Source organism: Pseudomonas sp. BYT-1, assembly GCF_023611805.1.
In the GTDB taxonomy this organism is placed as follows: Bacteria; Pseudomonadota; Gammaproteobacteria; order Pseudomonadales; family Pseudomonadaceae; genus Aquipseudomonas; species Aquipseudomonas guariconensis.
Genome location: NZ_CP072559.1, coordinates 4010493 through 4032122, shown reverse-complemented (window position 1 = coordinate 4032122; position 21630 = coordinate 4010493). Strand labels below are relative to the sequence as shown.

Annotated in this window: 20 protein-coding genes, 5 tRNA genes and 2 pseudogenes; 20 read left to right on the top strand and 7 right to left on the bottom strand. The window is 62.2% G+C overall.

The window, feature by feature from the left end; translation table 11 throughout:
* Positions 1-46: 46 nt before the first annotated feature.
* Together htpX and J5X93_RS18755 are read right to left on the bottom strand one after the other, a co-directional pair.
* Positions 47-934, bottom strand: a complete 888-nt coding sequence (gene htpX / locus J5X93_RS18760) for a protease HtpX (protein ID WP_043209852.1) — start codon at positions 932-934, stop codon at positions 47-49.
* 280 nt (positions 935-1214) lie between these two features.
* The gene (locus tag J5X93_RS18755) at positions 1215-2426 is read right to left on the bottom strand and encodes a pyridoxal phosphate-dependent aminotransferase (RefSeq protein ID WP_043209854.1); all 1212 of its coding nucleotides are present in this window, start codon (positions 2424-2426) and stop codon (positions 1215-1217) included.
* Positions 2427-2589: 163 nt separating this feature from the next.
* Here J5X93_RS18755 and msrB point away from each other — a divergent pair, with 163 nt between their 5' ends.
* Together msrB and J5X93_RS18745 are read left to right on the top strand one after the other, a co-directional pair.
* Positions 2590-2985, top strand: coding sequence for a peptide-methionine (R)-S-oxide reductase MsrB (gene msrB / locus J5X93_RS18750; RefSeq protein ID WP_043209856.1), 396 nt, complete (start codon positions 2590-2592; stop codon positions 2983-2985).
* A 13-nt stretch (positions 2986-2998) separates the two neighbouring features.
* Complete coding sequence (locus J5X93_RS18745) at positions 2999-3487, top strand: glutathione peroxidase (protein WP_250033817.1); 489 nt, start codon at positions 2999-3001, stop codon at positions 3485-3487.
* Here J5X93_RS18745 and J5X93_RS18740 read toward each other — a convergent pair.
* Positions 3477-5833 (bottom strand): annotated as a pseudogene (locus tag J5X93_RS18740) (response regulator). The gene J5X93_RS18745 and the pseudogene J5X93_RS18740 sit on opposite strands and share 11 nt — an antisense overlap.
* A gap of 95 nt (positions 5834-5928) precedes the next feature.
* Between J5X93_RS18740 and J5X93_RS18735 the strand changes: the two are divergent.
* Positions 5929-6048, top strand: a pseudogene (locus J5X93_RS18735) (AAA family ATPase); the annotation flags it as partial.
* The gene (msrC, locus tag J5X93_RS18730) at positions 6045-6527 is read left to right on the top strand and encodes a free L-methionine (R)-S-oxide reductase MsrC (RefSeq protein ID WP_090343767.1); all 483 of its coding nucleotides are present in this window, start codon (positions 6045-6047) and stop codon (positions 6525-6527) included. The pseudogene J5X93_RS18735 and the gene msrC, both read left to right, overlap by 4 nt.
* Positions 6528-6666: 139 nt before the next feature.
* Here the strand turns inward: msrC and J5X93_RS18725 are convergent, their stop codons facing one another.
* The gene (locus J5X93_RS18725; RefSeq protein WP_090343769.1) at positions 6667-7434 is read right to left on the bottom strand and encodes a hypothetical protein; all 768 of its coding nucleotides are present in this window, start codon (positions 7432-7434) and stop codon (positions 6667-6669) included.
* Positions 7435-7748: 314 nt separating this feature from the next.
* On the opposite strand from J5X93_RS18725, the gene J5X93_RS18720 reads away from it, so the two are divergent.
* From J5X93_RS18720 to J5X93_RS18700, 5 genes are all read left to right on the top strand, one after another.
* Positions 7749-7824: transfer RNA gene (locus tag J5X93_RS18720), tRNA-Glu, on the top strand.
* Between the two features lie 2 nt (positions 7825-7826).
* Positions 7827-7902 (top strand) — tRNA-Gly (locus tag J5X93_RS18715).
* An 88-nt stretch (positions 7903-7990) separates the two neighbouring features.
* Positions 7991-8066 (top strand) — tRNA-Glu (locus tag J5X93_RS18710).
* Positions 8067-8069: 3 nt separating this feature from the next.
* Positions 8070-8145, top strand: a tRNA-Gly gene (locus tag J5X93_RS18705).
* 86 nt (positions 8146-8231) lie between these two features.
* A tRNA-Gly gene (locus J5X93_RS18700) sits at positions 8232-8307 on the top strand.
* 115 nt (positions 8308-8422) lie between these two features.
* Here the strand turns inward: J5X93_RS18700 and J5X93_RS18695 are convergent.
* Both J5X93_RS18695 and J5X93_RS18690 read right to left on the bottom strand, forming a co-directional pair.
* A complete protein-coding gene (locus tag J5X93_RS18695) occupies positions 8423-8833 on the bottom strand; it encodes a PA2817 family protein (RefSeq protein WP_043209867.1) in 411 nt (136 codons plus the stop codon).
* Positions 8834-8926: 93 nt separating this feature from the next.
* Positions 8927-11374 (bottom strand): acyl-CoA dehydrogenase, encoded by a 2448-nt coding sequence (locus J5X93_RS18690; protein ID WP_148921498.1) that lies wholly within the window; start codon positions 11372-11374, stop codon positions 8927-8929.
* 185 nt (positions 11375-11559) lie between these two features.
* On the opposite strand from J5X93_RS18690, the gene J5X93_RS18685 reads away from it, so the two are divergent.
* The 3 genes from J5X93_RS18685 to J5X93_RS18675 all read left to right on the top strand — a co-directional run bounded on the left by J5X93_RS18685 (position 11560) and on the right by J5X93_RS18675 (position 14032).
* On the top strand, positions 11560-12183 hold the full coding sequence (locus J5X93_RS18685) for a glutathione S-transferase (RefSeq protein ID WP_043214375.1): 624 nt from the start codon (positions 11560-11562) through the stop codon (positions 12181-12183).
* Positions 12184-12323: 140 nt separating this feature from the next.
* The gene (locus tag J5X93_RS18680) at positions 12324-13256 is read left to right on the top strand and encodes an ABC transporter ATP-binding protein (RefSeq protein WP_070573244.1); all 933 of its coding nucleotides are present in this window, start codon (positions 12324-12326) and stop codon (positions 13254-13256) included.
* Positions 13253-14032 (top strand): ABC transporter permease, encoded by a 780-nt coding sequence (locus tag J5X93_RS18675; RefSeq protein WP_043214381.1) that lies wholly within the window; start codon positions 13253-13255, stop codon positions 14030-14032. The genes J5X93_RS18680 and J5X93_RS18675 overlap by 4 nt, the downstream gene beginning before the upstream one ends.
* On the opposite strand, the gene J5X93_RS18670 is transcribed toward J5X93_RS18675, so the two are convergent.
* A complete protein-coding gene (locus tag J5X93_RS18670) occupies positions 13916-14557 on the bottom strand; it encodes a DUF2062 domain-containing protein (RefSeq protein ID WP_139205743.1) in 642 nt (213 codons plus the stop codon). The genes J5X93_RS18675 and J5X93_RS18670 overlap by 117 nt on opposite strands.
* A gap of 142 nt (positions 14558-14699) precedes the next feature.
* On the opposite strand from J5X93_RS18670, the gene J5X93_RS18665 reads away from it, so the two are divergent.
* The 8 genes from J5X93_RS18665 to murB all read left to right on the top strand — a co-directional run bounded on the left by J5X93_RS18665 (position 14700) and on the right by murB (position 21571).
* Positions 14700-16919: a DNA internalization-related competence protein ComEC/Rec2 gene (locus J5X93_RS18665; RefSeq protein ID WP_250033815.1), complete on the top strand. Its 2220-nt coding sequence runs from the start codon at positions 14700-14702 to the stop codon at positions 16917-16919.
* A 110-nt stretch (positions 16920-17029) separates the two neighbouring features.
* A complete protein-coding gene (gene pocA, locus J5X93_RS18660; protein ID WP_043214385.1) occupies positions 17030-17665 on the top strand; it encodes a flagellar polar localization protein PocA in 636 nt (211 codons plus the stop codon).
* Positions 17662-18096: a flagellar polar localization protein PocB gene (pocB, locus tag J5X93_RS18655; RefSeq protein ID WP_043214387.1), complete on the top strand. Its 435-nt coding sequence runs from the start codon at positions 17662-17664 to the stop codon at positions 18094-18096. Before pocA ends, pocB begins: the two co-directional genes overlap by 4 nt.
* Positions 18096-19106 (top strand): tetraacyldisaccharide 4'-kinase, encoded by a 1011-nt coding sequence (gene lpxK / locus J5X93_RS18650; RefSeq protein ID WP_250033813.1) that lies wholly within the window; start codon positions 18096-18098, stop codon positions 19104-19106. The genes pocB and lpxK overlap by 1 nt, the downstream gene beginning before the upstream one ends.
* 41 nt (positions 19107-19147) lie before the next feature.
* Positions 19148-19333, top strand: coding sequence for a Trm112 family protein (locus tag J5X93_RS18645; protein WP_003247142.1), 186 nt, complete (start codon positions 19148-19150; stop codon positions 19331-19333).
* Positions 19330-20094 carry a 3-deoxy-manno-octulosonate cytidylyltransferase gene (kdsB, locus tag J5X93_RS18640; RefSeq protein ID WP_070573253.1) on the top strand — a complete coding sequence of 255 codons (765 nt, stop codon included), beginning with the start codon at positions 19330-19332 and terminating at the stop codon, positions 20092-20094. Before J5X93_RS18645 ends, kdsB begins: the two co-directional genes overlap by 4 nt.
* Entirely contained in the window at positions 20094-20558 is a 465-nt protein-coding gene (locus J5X93_RS18635) for a low molecular weight protein-tyrosine-phosphatase (RefSeq protein ID WP_043214393.1), read from the top strand. The genes kdsB and J5X93_RS18635 overlap by 1 nt, the downstream gene beginning before the upstream one ends.
* Positions 20555-21571 (top strand): UDP-N-acetylmuramate dehydrogenase, encoded by a 1017-nt coding sequence (murB, locus tag J5X93_RS18630; protein ID WP_250033811.1) that lies wholly within the window; start codon positions 20555-20557, stop codon positions 21569-21571. Before J5X93_RS18635 ends, murB begins: the two co-directional genes overlap by 4 nt.
* Positions 21572-21630: the final 59 nt, after the last annotated feature.

Below are 21630 nucleotides of genomic sequence, written 5' to 3'. Positions count from 1 at the left end.
TGCACGAAAAAGGGCGACCGAAGTCGCCCTTTTTCGTGCGCTTGGATCAACCGCGGCGGCGCAGCGCCTCGATGCGGTCTTCCAGTGGCGGGTGGCTCATCAGCAGGCCTGCCAGGCCGTGCTTGAGGCCACCATTGATGCCGAACGCCTTCAAGGTGTCGGGCATGTGCACAGGCATACCTTGCTCCACGCGCAGGCGCTGCAGGGCGCCGATCATCGCGCCGGTGCCGGCCAGCTGGGCGCCGGCTTCGTCGGCACGGTATTCGCGGCGGCGCGAGAACCACATGACGATCATGCTGGCCAGGATACCCAGGATCAGCTCGGCGACGATGGTCGCCACATAGTAGGCGATGCCTTGGCCTTCTTCGTTCTTGAAGATCACCTTGTCGACGAAGTTGCCGATGATGCGGGCGAAGAACATCACGAAGGTGTTCACCACGCCTTGCACCAGCGCCAGGGTGACCATGTCACCGTTGGCCACGTGGCCGATTTCATGGGCCAGCACGGCACGCACTTCATCAGGCGAGAAGCGCTCGAGCAAGCCCTGGGATACGGCCACCAGAGCGTCGTTGCGGTTCCAGCCGGTGGCGAAGGCGTTGGCTTCGTAGGCTGGGAAGATACCCACTTCCGGCATCTTGATGCCGGCCTCGCGGGACAGTTCCTCGACCGTCTGCAGCAGCCACTGTTCGTGGCGGGTGCGAGGTTGGCTGATGATCTGGGTGCCGGTGGTCATCTTCGCCATCCACTTGGAGATGAACAGCGAGACCAGCGAGCCGGCGAAGCCGAACACGGCGCAGAAGACCAGCAGTTGGCTGAGATTGAGGTCAACGCCGTTGGCCGCCATGAACCCGTTGAAGCCGAACAGGCTCAGGGTAATGCTTGCAACCAGCACCACCGCGAGGTTGGTGGCTACAAACAACAGAATGCGCATCATGGTTGTTACGTTCTCCTGACGGATGAAAATGTCGCGTACTGCGGGCTATATAAGGGGCGGGTCACACTGATTCAACCGGCCGACTATTTCAAACTGTGTACGGCGGAGTATGGCAGAGGATAGGGCGTGGGCTGTGGGATAGAGCGTTGCAGGATGTAAGAACTCTCCTGCAGAAAACGCTCCATGACGGCGCTGCGAATCATTGAGGACTATCGCCGACACCGAAGGCAGTCGGGCGACGGCGATAGCCTGGGAAGGGACACAGTCCCCCTCCGATAGCTTACTGCTGGTAAGTGCGCAGGAAGTTGCCGATCCGTCCGATGGCCTGCTCCAGATCGTCCACCCGTGGCAAGGTCACCACGCGGAAGTGGTCCGGCCAAGGCCAGTTGAAGGCCGTGCCCTGGACGATCAGCAGTTTTTCCGACAACAGCAGGTCGAGGACGAACTTTTCGTCATTGTGGATCGGACAGACTTTCGGGTCGATCTTGGGGAAGGCGTATAGCGCGCCCATGGGCTTGACGCAGCTCACCCCGGGAATGTCGTTGAGCAACTCGTAGGTGCGGTTGCGCTGCTCGAGCAGGCGGCCTGGCGGCAGCACCAGGTCGTTGATGCTCTGATAGCCGCCCAGAGCAGTCTGGATCGCGTGCTGGGCCGGCACGTTGGCGCACAGACGCATGTTGGCCAGCATGTCGATGCCTTCGATGTAACTCTGGGCGTGCTGCTTGGGCCCGGAGATGATCAGCCAGCCGGAGCGGAAGCCCGCCACCCGGTACGACTTGGACAGGCCGTTGAAGGTCAGGCAAAGCAGGTCCGGGGCCAGCGACGCGGTGCTGATGTGCACGGCTTCGTCGTAGAGGATCTTGTCGTAGATCTCGTCGGAGAACACCACCAGGTTGTGCTGGCGGGCCAGCTCCAGCATGCCCAGCAGCAGTTCCTTGGAGTACACAGCGCCGGTCGGGTTGTTCGGGTTGATGATCACCAGGGCCTTGGTGTTCGGGGTGATCTTGGCCTTGATGTCTTCCAGGTCCGGGAACCAGTCGGCCTGTTCGTCACACAGGTAGTGCACAGGCTTGCCGCCCGCCAGGCTGACGGCGGCGGTCCACAGCGGGTAGTCCGGGGCCGGGATCAGCACTTCATCGCCGTTGTTGAGCAGTGCCTGCATGGACATCACGATCAGCTCGGACACGCCGTTGCCGAGGTAGATGTCCTCGATGCCCACACCCTCGATCTGCTTTTGCTGGCAGTACTGCATGACCGCCTTACGCGCGCTGAACAAGCCTTTGGAGTCGCTGTAGCCCTGGGCGGTGGGCAGGTTGCGGATCACATCCTGGAGGATCTCGTCCGGCGCCTCGAAGCCAAACGGCGCCGGGTTGCCGATGTTCAGCTTGAGGATGCGATGGCCTTCCTCTTCCAGGCGTTTGGCGTGCTTGAGCACTGGGCCGCGAATGTCGTAGCAGACATTGGCGAGCTTGTTCGATTTGCTGAACTGCATGATGTGATCCCGATTGAGAAGTCGCGGCGCGCCGCCGTCAAAAGGTTTGAAAAGGGCGGAGTGCATGCCAGACTGGCTGGCAAAAGAAGCCAACTAATATACGTGTCACCCCCGCCATAAAGAAAGACGGCGCGAGTGAAATTCAGCCTGCCGAGGTTCCCCCATGCAAAAGATCGACAAAACCCTGGAAGAATGGCGCCAGATGCTGGATCCGGCCCAGTATGAGGTGTGCCGTTTGAAGGGCACCGAGCGCCCCTTCAGTGGCAAGTACAACAGCGAGCGTCGCGATGGCATCTACCACTGCATCTGCTGCGACCTGCCATTGTTCGACTCGCGAGCCAAGTTCGACTCCGGCTGCGGTTGGCCCAGTTTCTACGAGCCGATCGAGCAGAGCGCCATGATCGAGATACGCGACACCTCCCACGGCATGATCCGTACCGAAGTCACCTGCGCGCGTTGCGATGCCCACCTGGGCCACGTGTTCCCCGATGGCCCGCCACCGACCGGCCTGCGCTACTGCATCAACTCAGTGTGCCTGGACCTCAAGCCGCGTGACTGACCGGAGACCTGCGATGGCCGATACGCTGAAGAACATCCGCTGCGTCACCTTGAAGGGCGAGCAAAAGGTGCTGGGCGACTTTCCGGGCAAGGCGCTGCTGGTGGTCAACACCGCCAGCCAGTGTGGTTTCACGCCCCAGTACAAGGGCCTGGAGCAGCTGTGGAAGCAATACCGCGAACGCGGGCTGGTGGTCCTCGGGTTCCCCTGCAATCAGTTTGGCAAGCAGGAGCCCGGGGATGCCTTGGACATCGCGCAGTTCTGCGAGCGCAGCTTCGGTGTGAGCTTCCCGTTGTTTCGCAAGATCGAGGTCAATGGCCCGGATGCCCATCCCTTGTTCGTCGAGCTGAAAAAGCGCGCACCCGGCATCCTGGGCACGCAGCGGATCAAGTGGAATTTCACCAAGTTCCTGGTCGACCCTGCCAGCGGCAAGGTTACCCGCTACGCCCCCAACACCAAGCCTGAGGCGCTCAAGGCGTCGATCGAGGCCTTGCTCAGCCGCTGATCGGCACCCAGTGGTCGACCAACGCCAGCAACTCCTCGCGACGAAACGGCTTGGCCAGGTAATCGTTCATACCGGCGGCGCGGCAACGCTCGCGCTCCTCGGGCATGGCGTTGGCGGTCAAGGCAACGATCGGCAGTGCTGGCCATCGCCCGTCCTGGCGGATGCGCCGGGTGGCCTCGTAGCCGTCCATCACCGGCATGTTGCAGTCCATCAGCACCATGTCCACCGTCTCCTGCTCCAATTGCGCCAGGGCCTCGGCGCCCTGGGTGGCGAGCAGCACCTGGCAACCGAGTTTGACCAGCATGCCTTTGGCCACCAGTTGATTGACCGGGTTGTCCTCTACCAGCAGGACGCGAGCCCGTATTGGCTGGTGCTGGGCCTGCAGGTGGCGCCGGGGGACGTCGGCCTCGACACCCTCCAATGCGCGGCGCAGCGTCTGATACAGGGTGTTGCGTGCCAGGGGGCGCGCCAGTTGCAGCAGGGGGGCCAGTTGCGTGGCGTGCTCCTGGGTGAGGAAGTTGCCGTACGCAGTCACCAGCAGAATCGGCGCCTGCAGGCAGGAGCGCAAGGTGTCCAGGTGGGCCACATCGTCGGTGATTACCAAGTCGGGCGCGGCGTCGGCGGCCTGCGCTGCATCATCGAAGCCGTGATAGGACAGTCCCCAGCCAGGCAGCAGCTTGTGCAACAGTTCGGTCAGGCCACTGGCAGCGTTGCTCAGAACGACGACGCGCCCATGCAAAGGGGCGGGCGGGATGGCCTCGGTGTGCGCGAGCAGCGGCAGCTCAGCCGTGAAGCGGCTGCCAAAGCCTGCCTCGGAGTCGATGTGCAAGTGACCTTGCATGGCCTTGCACAGGTTGCGGGTCAGGGCAAGGCCTAGCCCCGTGCCGCCGTACTGGCGGGTGATGCCGGCGCCGGCTTGGGTGAAGGGCTGGAAGATGCGCGCTTGGGCCTGTTCTGGGATGCCGATGCCGGTGTCGCACACTTCCAGGCGTACGCCCCCGACGATCGGCGTCAGGCGCACATCGACCCGGCCAAAGCGGGTGAATTTGAGAGCGTTGGACAGCAAATTACTCACAATCTGCCTTACCCGGGTCGGGTCGCCCAGCACCGTGCTGGGAAAGTCGGGGCTGATCAGGCAGGTCAGTTCGACGTTGGCTGCCGCGTTCTGCGACAGCAGATTGGCGGTGTCCTCGACCATCGCGCCCATGTCGAAGGGGATGCGCTCAAGCTCCAGTTGCCCGGCATCGAATTTGGACAGGTCGAGAATATCGTTGAGCAGTTCTACCAACACCTTGCCCGAGTCGTGTGCGATGGATAGCTGCTGGCGTTGTTCGGCGGCCAGCGGGCTGTCCAAGGCCAGGGAAATCATGCCGAGCATGCCGTTGAGCGGCGTGCGGATTTCATGGCTCATGTTGGCCAGGAATGCGGCTCTGGCCTGGGCCATGTCCAATGCCTGTTGGCGGGCGTGCTCCAGCTCTTGGTTGGACTGGCTGAGGCGGTTGTTGCTGGCCTTGAGCTCGTCGGTACGGGCCGAGACGATATCCTCCAGTTCGTTCAGGTACTCGGTCAGGCGGTTTTCGGCATGGCGGCGTTGCTGGATCTCGGTGGACATGCTGACGAACTGCTGGTTGGCGACTTTGACCAGCACGCCGATCTCATCCTGTTCATGGCCATGGGGGCATGTCAGGCGTCCTTGGTGGGGATGGCGCGGGTCGCTACTGCTCAGAGCGGCGATCACCGTTACCAGCGGCTTGGTCAGCATCATATAGAACAACGCCAGGAGAATGCCGGCCAGCACCAGGCTGCGGGCGAAACCACTGACCAAGGTGACGCCTGCGCGGTCCAGAAAGCGACCGCCAAAGGCATAGGTGTCGATGTCCAGATACAAAGTGCCGAGGTATTCATTGGGCAGGCTGGACAGAAACAAGCGTTCCTGAAACTGGCGCTGTTCGCCAAACAGGAAATCGCTCAGTGGCCGGTAGCGGTCTTCCTGGCGAGGGCGGCTGGCGTCGGCCAGCACGGTGTCGTTGTTGTCGACCAGGCGCGCGCGGATCACCGCCGGCGATTGCAGCAGGCCACCGATCAGCTCTTGGGCAAGCTCTGCGTCGATGTTGTAAGTGATGCGCGACAGCGGATCGTGGCTGATTTGCAGCAGCGCCTGCACCTCGCGGTTGATGGACGCGTCTTCGCTGGCATAATCGATGCCGATCTGCACGAGGCTGAGCAGCGCCCCCAAGATGAAGCCGACCATGACTGTCAACCGGGCTTGCTTGTATGACAGGCGATTGGTGAACTTGATATCCATGGAGTCCGAGCCGGTTTACGTCCCTTGCGCTGCGCAAGCATAGTCGATACAGCCAAGCTGCTCGCGTTGGTGTCAGGTTCTTTACCGCTCGATCATGGGCTTTGGCGGCACCTCTAGCCCGGGGGCGGCATCGTGCGAAGCCTTGGACAAACTCGTCGTGCGCCGGTCGTCCGGCTGCGGCATCCGTAATGGCCGTTGTGCCTATCAGTTCGCCCGGTATTGGTTCGGGCGGCAATTGTTGGAGCAGAAACAATGATCGACCTCAACGCCAGCGGCTCCGGCCTCGATGGCTACGACCTGCTGGCCGCGCAAGTGCAGGCGCTGTTTGCCGACGAACGCGACTTCATCGCCAATGCCGCGCAGTTTTCTGCGTTTCTCTATCATCAGATCGAGGACCTGAACTGGGCTGGCTTCTATCTCAACCGCGACGAGCAATTGGTGCTCGGCCCGTTCCAGGGCCAGGTGGCCTGCGTACGCATCCCCTTCGGCAAGGGTGTGTGCGGAGCGGCCGCGGCATCGCGTCAGACCCAGCGGGTCGAGGATGTGCATGTCTTCCCAGGCCACATCGCCTGTGACAGCGCATCCAATAGCGAGCTGGTGATTCCCCTGGTGAAGGCGGGCAGGCTGATTGGTGTGCTGGACCTGGACAGCCCGAAGCTGGCGCGGTTCAGCGAGGCGGATCAAGCCGGGCTGGAACGCCTGACGGCGATTTTCCTTGAGTTGACAGACTGCTGAAAACGACAAGGGGCCTATGAAAGCCCCTTGTCTTTGCTGCGCTTTTCTGTGGGAGCGGTTTTGTCCGTGCACACTGGCGTAGCGCGTTATCTGCTTCGCGCAACGAGCAGTTTGACGAAGTGGTCGCGAGGATCAGCCCTCAGTCGTAGAGCGCTTTCTTTTTCCAGTTTTCGCTTTCGTCGGTCTTCAGACCTTGGGTCAGCGCATTTTCGTCGTTTTCCGCAGGTTCCATCTTGTCCTTCACCAGTGCGTCGGCACGGGCCAGGAGCTTTTCCAGGTAGATGCGCTGTTCGTCGTATTGCTTGGGGTCCTGCTGTTTGCGCAGGTATTGCACACCCCGGTCGAAAGCCAGCCGCGCCTGACCGGGTTGGTTCTGCTGCAGGGCTTGCTGGCCCAGGTTGTTGAAGAACTCGATGTGCAGCAGGACCAACAGGTGGCGAATCTCCTTGACCCAATACTTGCCTTCATTGGTTTGCAGGAAACCCTCCTGAGTGGCGCGTACGATCTGGTTGTGCAACGACTCCAAGAGAAAACGCACTTCCTTGGCTTTGGCCTCGGTCTGGATCGGACTGGGCGGGTTGTTGATCGCAATGCCGTCGCCTTGGGCAACGAGGCTTTCCAGCTCGCTGATACGTCCCTTGATCTCGGCGTTGTGCTTGTCCAGTGCCAATTGACGTTGATAAAGGTTGAGCTCCAGGCGGGTCAGCAGCACCTTGAGGGCTGGCGTCATGAGTTGCCGGGGGAAGGTTTCGCTGATTTCGCCGCAGCGACGCAGGCGTTCTGCCAGTTCTATTTTCAGGCGAGCGCGCTCAAGCTTGGCGTTTTCCACGACATTATTGAGGTAGCCGATCACGATCAGTAGCGCGATACCTGCCACGATGAGCAAGGTGATCAGAAGTGGTGTCACCGTTAACGCCTCGTCAAATAGATAATTTCCGACTTGAGTGTAGGAGAGTTCGCCTATGGCCGGGTAGGGCTATCCGACAGGATTGCGAATTGCTCTGCTAGCACTTTGCCACGAGCTTGCCGACCTGCTGTCAAAAAATCAACGCCAGCCGTTGGGCGCATCATGCCTGTTGTCTTTCTAAAGCCGGAAGTCATTGATTTAAATAAATTTCCAGAAAGGGGTTGACGCCCCCTCAAGGCATCCATAGAATGCGCGCCACTTGCAGCGTAAAGCTCACAGCAAAGCGCGGCAGGGAGTGAAAAGTTGCAGTGTGTGTCCCCTTCGTCTAGTGGCCTAGGACACCGCCCTTTCACGGCGGTAACAGGGGTTCGAGTCCCCTAGGGGACGCCAATGCGGGAATAGCTCAGTTGGTAGAGCACGACCTTGCCAAGGTCGGGGTCGCGAGTTCGAGTCTCGTTTCCCGCTCCAGTTTTCCTGAGTTCTGCCTCTGGCAGAGCTTGAAAATCCAGTCGCTGTCGAAAGGCATTGAGCTGGTGCGCTGAAAAGCGTTGGGTATGTCCCCTTCGTCTAGTGGCCTAGGACACCGCCCTTTCACGGCGGTAACAGGGGTTCGAGTCCCCTAGGGGACGCCATTTGCGGGAATAGCTCAGTTGGTAGAGCACGACCTTGCCAAGGTCGGGGTCGCGAGTTCGAGTCTCGTTTCCCGCTCCAATTCAAAGCTGTATCGTCCATGGCGATGCAGTGGCGATGAAGGCCAGTACGGCGCTTCATGCCAAATAGCGGTTTGCTTCATATTTGCGGGAATAGCTCAGTTGGTAGAGCACGACCTTGCCAAGGTCGGGGTCGCGAGTTCGAGTCTCGTTTCCCGCTCCAAATCGAAAACGCCCTCTCAGACGAGAGGGCGTTTTTTTTTGCCGTTTCTGGCGTCGGCACCTGCGCTCCCGTTTTTTTGGGGGCAGGGCAAGCCTGTGCTTGCCCTGCTGGGGCATCAATGCTTCGGTGTCTGTTCAGGCAGGCTCAGCAGTTGCTTTTGCTGGTTCCAGTCGAAGGCTTCACCGTTCTGTTCGGCTTCGTAGCGCAGGTCTTCGAGTTGCTGGTACACGGCCAGTTCTTCATCGGGCATGAAGTGCAGGCAGTCGCCGCCGAAGAACCAAAGCAGGTCCCGTGGTACCAGGTGGGCAATCTGCGGGTAGCGCTGGATTACCTGGCAAATCAGGTCTTGGCCCAGGTACTGGCTTTCCAGTGGATCCTGCGGCAGCAGGGTGAGCAGTTCATCGAAGCGTTCGAGGAACAGGGCGTGGCTCTCTTCCGGCACCTGCTCGGCTTCACCCAGGGCGACCAGAATGGTGCGCAGGTGCTGAAGCAGTTGCAGGTGATACTCCAGGTGCGGGTTGGCCATGGAAGGGTCCTCGGTATGGCTGAAACGGGGGCGGAGTATACGCCGGTTGCGCGGGTTGTGCTGAGCGTGTCAGCACAACCCGATCGCCAGGAGTCAGCGTATCGCGTCTTTGATCGGGCGCAGCGCCTCCTTGTCGAATGCGTCCACATCGATCACCCGTCGCCGAGCTGCCTGCGCCTCATGCAAGCGCTGCCCCTCGGCAGCTTGCAGTACGCCAGCCTCGACGGCAGCGTCTATCGCTGACTGCCCGGGTGCGGGATGGACCTTGCCGTGCCTGATCGCCTCGTGCAGCGCCTTGTGCAGAGGGGCACACTCTGCCAATAGGTCGCTGGCCCGTTGCAAGGCTGCCACCGGGTCGGCTTCTGCCTGCGGACGGAAGCAGCCGCTCAGCAGCTCTTCAAGCGCAGGGTCTCCCTTGCGCCGCCCAATCAACTCCGCCACCTCGGCATCCAATTCATCGCTTGGCCCGGTGTGGCGACGTCCCAGAGGGAAGACCAGCACACGCAAGGCGCAACCGACGAAGCGGTTAGGGAAATTGTCGAGCAGGCGATCCAGTGCGGCCTCCGACTGGCCCAGGCTTTCCTCCAGGGCCCAGCGCAGCAATGGTTGCAGGTGCTCCGGTGAGCCCAAGTCGTGGTAGCGCTTGAGAGACGCCGAAGCCAGGTACAGATAGCTCAATACATCGCCGAGGCGCGCACTGAGGCGTTCCCGGCGTTTGAGTGCACCGCCGAGCATCATCATCGACAGGTCCGCCAGCAGTGCAAATGCCGCAGCTTGTCGGTTCAGTGCGCGGAAATAGCCTTGGCTGAGGGCATCACCTGGTACCTGCTCGAAGCGACCCAGGCCGAGCCCCAGTACCAGGGTGCTGGCGGCATTGCCGGCGGCGAAGAGGATATGTTTCATCAACAAGTCATCGAACTCGGCGAGCGCCTGCTCGTGGTCCTCGCGCCCGGCAAGGGCCATTTCCTCGAGCACGAACGGATGGCAGCGGATCGCGCCCTGACCGAAGATCATCAAATTGCGTGAAAGAATGTTGGCCCCTTCGACGGTGATGGAGATCGGTGCGCCCATCCAGTTGCGTGCCAGGTAATTGTTCGGGCCCAGGATGATGCCTTTGCCACCATGTACATCCATGGCGTGCTGGATGCATTCGCGACCTCGCTCGGTAAGGTGGTACTTGAGAATCGCCGACAGCACCGAGGGTTTTTCGCCGAGGTCGACGGCCTGGGCGGTCAGTATCCGGGCGCTGTCGGCCAGCCACGCGTTGCCGCCAATGCGGGCCAGGGAGGCTTGGATGCCTTCGAAGGCGGCCAAGGGAACATTGAACTGTTCGCGAATGCGTGCGTACTGACCGGTCACCAGGCTGCTGTACTTGGCTGCACCTGTGCCTCCCGCGGGCAGGGAAATGGAACGGCCCACGGACAGGCAGTTCATCAGCATCATCCAGCCTTTGCCGAGCATGTCCTTGCCGCCGATCAGGTAATCCAGCGGTATGAAGACATCTTTGCCGCTGTTGGGGCCATTCATGAAGGCCGCGCCCAGCGGGAAGTGGCGCCTGCCGATTTCGACACCCGGTGTATCGGTGGGCACCAGCGCCAGGCTGATGCCCAGATCCTGCGTGTCGCCCAGCAGGTGCTCCGGGTCATAAGCCTTGAAGGCCAGGCCCAGCAGTGTCGCGATCGGACCAAGGGTGATATAGCGCTTCTCCCAGTTCAAGCGCAGGCCGATCACTTCTTCACCTTGCCATTGGCCTTTGCAGATCACGCCGGTGTCTGGCATGGCGCTCGCGTCCGAGCCGGCCAGTGGGCCGGTGAGGGCGAAGCAGGGGATTTCCTCGCCGCGAGCCAGGCGAGGCAGATAATGATTGCGTTGTTCCTCAGTGCCGTAGTGCAACAGCAGCTCGGCCGGGCCCAGGGAGTTGGGCACCATCACCGTCGAGGCCAGGTCGGCGCTACGGGTAGCCAGTTTCATCACGATTTGAGAGTGGGCATAGGCCGAGAAACCTTTGCCGCCGTATGCTTTGGGGATTATCAGAGCGAAGAAGCCATGGGCCTTGATATGCGTCCACGCTTCTGCTGGCAGGTCCAGGTCCTGACTGATCTGCCAGTCGCTGACCATGGCGCAGAGGGCCTCGGTGGGGCCGTCGATGAAGGCCTGTTCTTCGTCGGTCAGCGTGGCTGCCGGATAGTCGAGCAGGACATTCCAGTCGGGGCGGCCGCTGAACAGTTGGCCATCCCACCAGACCGTGCCGGCGTCGATGGCCTCGCGTTCGGTTCGTGACATCGGCGGCAGCGTGCGCCGGAACCATTGGAACACAGGGGTCGTGAACAACTTGCGCCGCCATTGCGGCAATACCAAAAATGCGGTCTTGAAGGCCAATACCAGCCAGATCAATGCCAGCAGCCAGGCAGGGGCGTGCCCCCAGATGCCCATCAGTAACACATATACCGCGACGGCCCCCAGGATCTTCAGGGGGGCCAGGCGCCGATGCGTGAGGTACGCCGCACCGATCACCAACACCACCAACCACAGCAGCAACATAATCCTTCCTCCATGGAACATTGGGTACGAGCTATCCCACAGAGCTTAGACCTGCCTGGCGGGACGGCCTGACCTGAACAGTGACAGGGTATGGCGGCGAGCGTTCAGCGCAGTCCGGTGTTTCACCAACCAGGCCGGCGGATTGGAGTAGACTATCGGGCCTCTGCATACCAAAGGACGCTGTCATGCTGAAGATCTGGGGCCGCAAGAACTCGAGCAATGTGCGCAAGGCACTGTGGATTGCCCATGAACTGGGCCTGGACTTCGAATCGATCGACGCTGGCGGCGCCTTCGGTGTGGTGGACGAGCCGCATTATCGGGCGCGCAACCCTAATGGCTTGGTGCCGATGCTCGAAGATGACGACTTGGTGCTCTGGGAGTCCAACGCCATCGTTCGCTACCTGTGCGCCCAATATGGCCGCGACCAAGGCTGGTATCTGGACGATCCGCGCCAGCGCGCCTTGGCGGACAAATGGATGGATTGGACCACCTCGTCCTTCGCTACGCCATTCCGGCCGTTGTTCTGGGGCCTGCTGCGCACGCCGGAGGACCAGCGCGACTGGGTGGCCATCAATGCTGCCCACAAGCAATGCGCGCAGTTGCTGTCGATCGCCGACCAGGCCCTGGCGGACCAGCCTTACCTGTCCGGCCAGCAGATTGGCATGGGCGATATCCCCCTGGGCTGTTTTATCTACGCCTGGTTCGAAATGCCGATCGAGCGCCCGCAGATGCACCATCTGAGGGCCTGGTATGAGCGCCTGCGCCAACGCCCGGCCTACCAAGCAGCGGTAATGACGGCATTGACCTGAACACCGTGGTCATTTCGATAGTCATTATCGATACACATGACTGTACTTGCGCGGCCAGGGCTTGCACCATTGGCCGCACTCACTGCGCCAGTGATCAGCCCTGGCGTGTCCTGAACCCTTTTCTCGGTACCTGACCCGCTATGAGTTCCGCCCTGTCCATACGACAGCTGACCAAGACCTACGGCAACGGCTTCCAGGCCCTCAAGGGCATCGACCTGGATGTCGCCGAGGGTGACTTCTTCGCTTTGCTTGGCCCCAACGGCGCCGGCAAGTCCACCACCATCGGCATTCTCTCCACCCTGGTCAACAAGACCAGCGGCACGGTGAATGTGTTCGGCCATGACCTGGATCGCGACCCTGCCGCGCTCAAGCGTTGCCTGGGCGTGGTGCCGCAGGAGTTCAACTTCAACCAGTTCGAGAAGACCTTCGATATCGTGGTCACCCAGGCGGGCTACTACGGCATCCCGCCCAAGCTGGCCAAGGAGCGCGCCGAACAGTACCTGACCCAACTGGGCCTGTGGGATAAGCGGGATGTGCAGTCGCGCTCGCTCTCCGGCGGCATGAAGCGCCGCTTGATGATCGCCCGGGCGCTGATTCACGAACCGCGCTTGCTGATTCTCGATGAGCCGACCGCGGGTGTGGACATCGAGCTGCGCCGTTCGATGTGGAGCTTTCTCACCGAGCTGAACCAGAAAGGCATCACCATCATCCTGACCACCCATTACCTGGAAGAAGCTGAGCAGCTGTGCCGCAACATCGGCATCATCGACCATGGCACCATCGTCGAGAACACCAGCATGCGCAAGCTGCTGAGCAAGCTGCACGTGGAAACCTTCGTTCTCGACCTCAAGCAGGATCTTGCCCAGGCGCCGGTGCTTCAGGGCTACCCGTGCCGGCTGATCACGCCGCACACCCTGGAAGTGCAGGTGGACAAAGCGATGGGCATCACCGCGCTGTTTGGCCAACTGGCATTGCAGCAGATCGAAGTGCAGAGCCTGCGCAACAAGACCAACCGACTCGAGGAGCTGTTCGTGTCACTGGTAGAAAAAAACCTGTCGAAGGTGGCCGTATGAGTCTGGACCTGCGCACCAACTGGGTCGCCCTCAACACCATCGTCTACCGTGAAGTCCGGCGCTTTTTGCGCATCTGGCCGCAAACCCTGTTGCCGCCGGCGATCACCATGGTGTTGTATTTCGTGATCTTCGGAAATCTCATCGGTCGACAGATCGGCGACATGGGCGGCTTCACGTACATGGAATACATCGTGCCGGGGTTGATCATGATGTCGGTGATCACCAACTCCTACGGCAACGTGGTTTCGAGCTTCTTTGGCAGCAAGTTCCAGCGTTCGATCGAAGAGCTGATGGTCTCGCCGGTATCGCCGCACACCATTCTCGTCGGCTATGTGCTCGGAGGCGTGTTGCGTGGCCTGGCTGTCGGGGTGATCGTGACCATCCTGTCGATGTTCTTCACCCATCTGCAGGTGCATCACCTGGGTGTCACTGTCGCGGTGGTGCTGCTGACCGCGACCATCTTCTCGCTGCTGGGCTTCGTCAACGCCGTGTTCGCGCGCAATTTCGACGATATCTCGATCATTCCGACGTTCGTGCTGACGCCGTTGACCTACCTCGGCGGGGTGTTCTATTCGATCAGCTTGCTGCCGCCATTCTGGCAGACCGTGTCGTTGGCGAACCCGGTACTGCACATGGTCAACTCGTTCCGCTACGGCATCCTAGGGGTGTCGGATATCCGTATCGGCACTGCGATCACCTTCATGTTGGTGGCCACTGCAGTGCTTTACCTGCTGTGCGTTCGTCTGCTGGTTAGCGGCCGTGGCATGCGTGCCTGAGGCGTGCCTGGCTGCCCCCTGGGCCTTGCGCCGGCGCCATTGCCGGCCTACCCACCAGCGCCAGTACAGCATGGTGGCGAAGTAGGCGAACAGGCCCAGCACCAGCCCACACACCACCGAGCCCAGCAGGAAGGGCTGCCAAATCGTCGACAGTTGATCGGTGACCCACTGGACGGTGATTTCGTCCGGCAGCGTGCGGGGCGGCACCTGCATCAGCCAGGCGCCGGTCATGTAGGTGACGAAGAACACCGGCGGCATGGTCAGTGGATTGGTCAGCCAGACCAGGCTGACCGCGATTGGCAGGTTGCCCCGCAGTGGGATTGCCAGGCTGGCGGCCAGCAACATCTGCATGGGCATGGGAATCAGTGCCGCAAACAGGCCGACGCCCATGGCCCGCGCCACCGAATGGCGGTTCAGGTGCCAGAGGTTGGGATCGTGCAGCAATCTGCCGAAAAAGCGTAAGGACTTGTGTTCGCGGATGCTGGTTGGATCCGGCATGTAGCGTTTGAAGAGACGGCGCGGCATGTACGCTCCCGGCAGGTGAATGAGGGCAGTATGCCTTTTTTGCCTGACGACCTTGTTCAGAGTTTGTGACAATTATTGAGCAAGGTCGGCCGACTTTTCAGCTAAGCCTCAGAGGGCTGTTTCGCTTCTGGAGCTCTATCTCATGCGCACAGGGATGTTCGCGCTCGCACTCGGGCTGTTGAGCCTGCGTATTCTGCCTGCATTGCCATCGGTCGGCGCGACGCTGACGATGCTGTTGCTCGGCGTGGTTTGTCTTCCTGGCAGAGCCAGGGCTGTAGGTTGCTTTCTCCTCGGAATGAGCTGGGCCTGTTGGTCGGCGCAAAACGCCTTGGATGATCGTCTGGAATCCGCGTTGGATGGGCGAACCCTGTGGCTGGAGGGGCGGGTGGTGGGATTGCCCGCACTACGAGGGCAATCCGTGCGCTTCGAGCTTGCGGACCCTACCTCGCGTCGCACCGCCTTGCCGCGTCGGCTTCAGTTGAACTGGTTCGAGGGGCCACAACTGAGCGCCGGCGAGTACTGGCGCCTGGCTGTCACGCTCAAGCGACCCCATGGCCTGCTCAACCCCCATGGTCCCGACTGGGAGGCGCTTTTTCTCGCGCGGCGGATCGGCGCCGTGGGCACCGTCAAGGCTGGGCAGTTATTGGCACCCGCCACGAACAACTGGCGCGACGCGGTGCGCCAACGCTTGCTGGCAGTCGATGCCCAGGGGCGCGAAGGTGCCCTGGCGGCGCTGGTCCTGGGGGATGGCTCGGGGCTTGCACGCTCGGAATGGCAGGCGTTGCAGGCCACCGGTACGGTGCACTTGATGGTGATTTCCGGCCAGCACATCGGCTTGGTGGCCGGGCTGGTCTATGGCTTGGTGGCGTGGCTGGCGCGCCTGGGCCTGTGGCCCCAGCGTCTGCCATGGTTGCCTTGGGCGTGCGCGCTGAGTCTGGTTTCAGCGTTGGGGTACGGCGGGCTCGCAGGGTTCGGTGTGCCGGTGCAGCGAGCTTGCCTGATGCTGGCGATGGTCCTGCTCTGGCGTCTGCACTTCAGTCATCTGGGGGCGCTCCTGCCGTTGCTGGCCGCCCTGTGTGGCGTGCTGCTGATCGAACCGTTGGCGAGCCTGTTGCCCGGGTTCTGGCTATCGTTCGCCGCAGTCGCGGTTCTGGTGTTCTGCTTTGCCGGGCGCCTCGGCGGCTGGCGGCCGTGGCAAGCCTGGAGCAGGGCGCAATGGGTGGTCGCGGTGGGCTTGTTGCCGGCCTTGCTGGCGCTGGGTTTGCCGATCAGCCTGACAGCGCCCCTGGCCAATCTGTTGGCGGTACCCTGGATCAGTTTTGCCGTGTTGCCGTTGGCGCTGCTGGGCAGTGCGCTCTTGCCGCTGGGCCAGCCCGGTGAGCTGTTGCTGTGGTGGGCAGGCGGGTTGCTGGAAATATTGTTTCAGCAGTTGGCGCTGTTGGGGCAATGGCGTCCGGCCTGGGAGCCCCAGGCATTGACGCCGTGGGCGGGACTGCTGGTCGGATTGGGGGCGGCGTTGCTGTTGCTGCCCCGGGGGGTGCCGCTGCGTGGACTGGGGGGCGTGATGCTGATGGCTCTGTGGGCTCCACGGGAGCCAGTGCCGCAGGGGCAGGTTGAAATCCTGCAACTGGATGTGGGGCAGGGCCTGGCCGTGCTGCTGCGAACCCGCACGCACAGCCTGCTTTACGATGCCGGCCCCGCCAAGGGTGACATGGACCTGGGGGACCGGGTGGTGTTGCCGACCTTGCGCAAGCTTGGCGTCAAGCACCTGGATCTGATGCTGATCAGTCATGGCCACGCCGATCATGCCGGCGGCGCAGCGGCCATCGGCCGCGGTCTGCCGCTGGGTAGGGTGCTTGCGGGGGAGCCTGAACAATTACCGGAGGCTTTGCGGGCACGCCGGTGCGTCAGTGGCGAGCGCTGGCACTGGGATGGGGTGGACTTCATGCTTTGGCAGTGGGCAGGGGGGCCGGCCGGTAACGAGCGTTCCTGTGCGCTGCTGGTACAGGCCCAGGGCGAGCGGTTGTTACTGGCCGGCGATATGGAGGCTGGTGCCGAGCGGGCTTGGCTGGCAGCGACCGATGCGCCGCGCATCGACTGGTTGCAGGCGCCGCACCATGGCAGTCGCAGCTCGTCCACCGAGCCGTTCATCCGCGCTACGTCGCCAAGGGGCGTGATGATTTCCCGGGGGCATTACAACAGCTTCGGTCATCCGCATCCGCAGGTCGTGGAGCGTTACCGGCGGTACGGGTTGAGCGTTCATGACACCGCGATCGAAGGCGCTTTGCGCCTACGCCTGGGCACCCATGGCGAGGTCGAGGGACTGCGGGCGCAGCGGCGGTTCTGGCGACAGGGGCAATGAATGGCCCATGCGCAGGACATAATGTGAACGGCCGACTCCCTGACCTTCGGCAGATGAGCCCCCCACGGTCCTATGGTAGAGTGGCGGCCTTTTTCAAGGGGATGCTTACTGTGTGGGAATTGGTCAAGTCCGGTGGTTGGATGATGCTGCCGATCATTCTGAGTTCCATCGCCGCCATGGCTATCGTCGCCGAGCGCCTGTGGACCCTGCGCGCCAGTCGCGTGACCCCACCGCACCTGCTGGGCCAGGTGTGGATGTGGATCAAGGACAAGCAACTGACCAGTGACAAGCTCAAGGCCCTGCGCGCCGATTCGCCGTTGGGCGAAATCCTCGCTGCGGGCCTGGCCAACTCCCGCCATGGTCGCGAGATCATGAAAGAGTGCATCGAGGAGGCCGCCTCCCGGGTCATCCATGAGTTGGAGCGCTATATCGGTACATTGGGCACCATCGCCGCGATGGCCCCCTTGCTCGGCCTTCTGGGTACGGTGCTGGGCATGATCGATATCTTCAGCGCCTTCATGGGCTCGCAGATGACTGCCAACCCGGCCGTTCTCGCGGGTGGTATTTCCAAGGCCCTGGTCACCACGGCCGCCGGCCTGATGGTGGGGATCCCGGCGGTCTTCTTCCACCGGTTCCTGCAGCGACGCATCGATGAGCTGGTCGTCGGCATGGAGCAGGAGGCAATCAAGCTGGTCGAGGTGCTGCAAGGCGATCGCGAAGTGGAAGTGGCCGGAGGCAAGGCGTGAAGTTCCGGCGCAACCGGCAACGGGAGAACGTGGACATCAACCTGGCGTCGTTGATCGACGTGGTGTTCGTTCTGCTCCTGTTCTTCGTGGTCACCACCACCTTTACCCGCGAGACCCAGTTGCGCGTCGAGCTGCCCGAAGCCGCCAGTGCCACCCAGGCACCGGCAGAGGAGGGCAAGGTTGTGGAAATCACCATCAGTGCGGACGGCGTGTATTCGGTCAACAACCACTTGCTGCCCAAGAGCGATCTGGCGACCTTGACCGAGGCGCTCGAGCGCGAATCGGGCGGGGACATCACCCTGCCGCTGGCGATCAGCGCGGACGGCAAGACGCCGCACCAGGCTGTGGTCACCGCAATGGATGCGGCCGGCAAGCTCGGCTTCAGCAAGTTGCGCATGACCACCGTCGAGGCCGCGCAGGGTACTCCTTGATGGCTTTCGCTGACCGTCTGCTCGCGGCCTGGTATGCCGGGCATCCGGCGCTTGCGCTGTTGCGCCCGCTCGAGGCCCTGTACCGGCGGGTGGTGACGCGCAAGCGTGCACGTTTTCTCAGGGGTGACAGCGCCAGCTACCGAGCGCCGGTGCCGGTGATCGTAGTGGGCAACATCACGGTCGGCGGCACCGGAAAGACGCCGATGATTCTCTGGTTGATCGAGCACTGTCGTCTGCTTGGGCTCAAGGTCGGGGTGGTCAGTCGGGGTTATGGCGCAGCGCCGCCCTGCCTGCCTTGGCGTGTCCGGGCAGACCAGAGCGCGCAGCACGCCGGTGACGAACCGCTGTTGATCGTTCAACGTACAGGCGTGCCTCTGATGATCGACCCCGACCGTTCCTGCGCCGTGCAGGCGCTGCTGGCCAGCGAGCCGCTAGACCTGATCCTGTGCGATGACGGCATGCAGCACTACCGCCTGGCGCGTGACTTGGAGCTGGTGCTGATTGACGCCGCCCGCGGCCTGGGCAATCGCCGTTGTCTGCCGGCGGGCCCGTTGCGGGAGCCGGTCGAGCGTCTGGCCGAGGCCGATGCGGTGCTGTACAACGGCGCAAAGGTGGACCTGGACGACGGCTTCGCTTTCGGCCTGCGGCCCTCGGCACTGGTCAATCTGCGCAGCGGCGAGCGTCGCCCACTCGATCACTTTCCGGTTGGCCAGGCGTTGCACGCCGTGGCTGGCATCGGCAATCCACAGCGTTTCTTCAATACATTGCAAGGGCTAAACTGGCAGCCGATACCGCATCCCTTTGCCGATCATGCGCAGTTCAGCGTCGAGAACCTGGCGTTCAGTCCGGCGCTGCCGCTGGTGATGACTGAGAAGGATGCAGTGAAGTGCCGGCCCTTTGCGGCCGACGACTGGTGGTACCTGGCGGTCGACGCCGTGCCATCCCAGGCCTTTGCCAACTGGTTCGACGGGCAGTTGCAGCGTCTGCTGCCTGAACGTCTCCAGCCCTGAGCCTTTTTCTTTTTCCGGCCTTTGGCCTCAAGGAAGCCTCCATGGACACCAAATTGCTCGATATCCTGGCCTGCCCGATCACCAAGGGCCCGCTCAAGCTCAGTGCCGACAAAACCGAGCTGATCAGCAAGGGCGCGGGCCTGGCTTATCCGATTCGTGACGGCATCCCGGTGATGCTGGAAAGTGAAGCGCGCACCCTGACCGACGACGAGCGCCTGGACAAATGAGCTTGAATTTCACCGTGGTGATTCCTGCCCGCCTGCGCTCGACCCGCCTGCCGGGCAAGCCACTGCTGGCGATTGCCGGCAAGCCGATGGTCCAGCATGTCTGGGAACAGGCCCGCAAAAGCGGCGCCAGCCGCGTGGTCATCGCCACCGACGATGCCAGCATCGTCGAGGCTTGCCAGGCATTTGGCGCCGAGGTCCTGCTGACCCGTGCCGACCACGAGTCCGGCACTGACCGACTGGCCGAAGTGGCCTCGCATCTGGGCCTGCCGGCTGACGCCATCGTGGTCAATGTGCAGGGCGACGAGCCTTTGATTCCGCCGGTGATCATCGATCAGGTGGCCGCCAACCTTGCAGCCCATCCGGAAGCGGGCATCGCGACGTTGGCCGAGCCGATCGCCGAGCCTGAAACCGTGTTCAATCCCAATGCGGTCAAGGTGGTCAGCGATAAGCATGGTCTGGCCCTGACCTTCAGCCGTGCACCGCTGCCTTGGGCGCGAGATGCGTTCGCCAAGCGCCGCGACAGCATCCCCGAAGGCGTTCCTTACCGCCGTCATATCGGTATGTATGCCTACCGTGTGGGTTTTCTCCAGGACTTCGTCAGCTGGGGCCCTTGCTGGCTGGAGCAGACCGAAGCGCTGGAGCAACTGCGCGCCCTATGGCATGGCGTGCGCATTCACGTAGCAGACGCCATCGAGGCCCCGGCCGTCGGCGTGGATACTCCTGAAGACCTGGAGCGCGTTCGGCGCTTGCTGGAGGCCTGATGCGCGTTCTGTTCGTCTGCCTGGGCAATATCTGTCGTTCACCGACTGCCGAAGGTGTATTGCGCCACCAATTGCAGGCCGCAGGACTTGCCGAGCTGGTGCACGTGGCCTCGGCCGGCACCGGTGACTGGCACGTCGGCAAGGCGCCCGACAGCCGTACCTGCCGCGCGGCTCTGGCGCGTGGCTATGACTTGTCCCGTCAGCGTGCCCAGCAGGTCAAGGCAGAGCATTTTGCCGAATACGACCTGATCCTGGCGATGGACAAGAGCAACCTGGCTCATCTGCACGCCATGCGTCCCCACGCCGCGCCCGGTGAACTGGATCTCTTTCTGCGCCGCTATGGCGCAGCCTTGGATGAGGTACCGGACCCGTACTATGGCGGCGCCGAAGGTTTCGAGCAGGTCTTGGACCTGATCGAAGCTGCATGCCAGGCGCTGGTCGTTGAAATCAAGGGGCGGCTATGACGAGCTGGCAGGAACGTGTCTCGCTCAAGCCCTACAACACCTTTGGCATTGACGTGAAGGCACGCTATTTCACCCAGGCCCATGACGATGCGCAGGTCCGTCAGGCCCTGGCTGAGGCCATCGAGCGGCAAGTGCGTGTGCTGGTGATCGGTGGCGGCAGCAACCTGCTGCTGACTGGTGACATCGATGCCTTGGTGTTGCATATGGCCAGCCGAGGCCGTCGGGTGTTGCAGGACGATGGTGATCGGGTCGTGGTGGAGGCCGAGGCAGGCGAGCCTTGGCATCCCTTCGTGCAGTGGAGCCTGACACAGGGCTTTTGCGGTCTGGAGAACCTCAGCCTGATCCCGGGCACCGTTGGCGCCGCGCCCATGCAGAACGTCGGTGCCTATGGCGTAGAGATCAAGGACGTATTTGCCGGCCTAACCGCCTTGGATCGTGAAACCGGCGAGTTGCGGGACTTTGCTCTGGAGGAATGTGCCTTCGCTTATCGGGACAGTTTGTTCAAACGCAACCCTGGGCGGTGGCTGATCCTGCGGGTGCGTTTTGCTCTGAGTCGAACCCTGCATGCGCATCTGGATTACGGCCCGGTTCGCCAGCGTCTGCTGGAGCAGGGCGTTCATGCGCCGACCGCCATGGCCATCAGCGAAGCTATCTGCAGCATTCGCAGGGAAAAACTGCCTGACCCGGCCGAGCTTGGCAACGCCGGCAGCTTCTTCAAGAACCCTGTGGTAACGGCGGCGCTGGCCGAGCAGATTCGCGAGCGCTTCCCGGGCGTGATGGCTTATCCGCAGGCAGATGGGCAGGTGAAGCTGGCTGCAGGCTGGCTGATCGAGCAGGCGGGGTGGAAAGGATACCGGGACGGGGATGCCGGGGTGCATCGTCTGCAATCGCTGGTCCTGGTGAACTATGGCCGGGCAAGCGGGGCACAGGTGCATGACTTGGCGCGCAGGATACAAGCCGATATCTACGAGCGCTTCGGGGTCGAGCTGGAGATGGAACCGAACCTGTACTGATCCTTGGGGGCTGCCACACAGACCATCGTTCAAGTCAGTCTCGCGGTAAATGTTCCCGA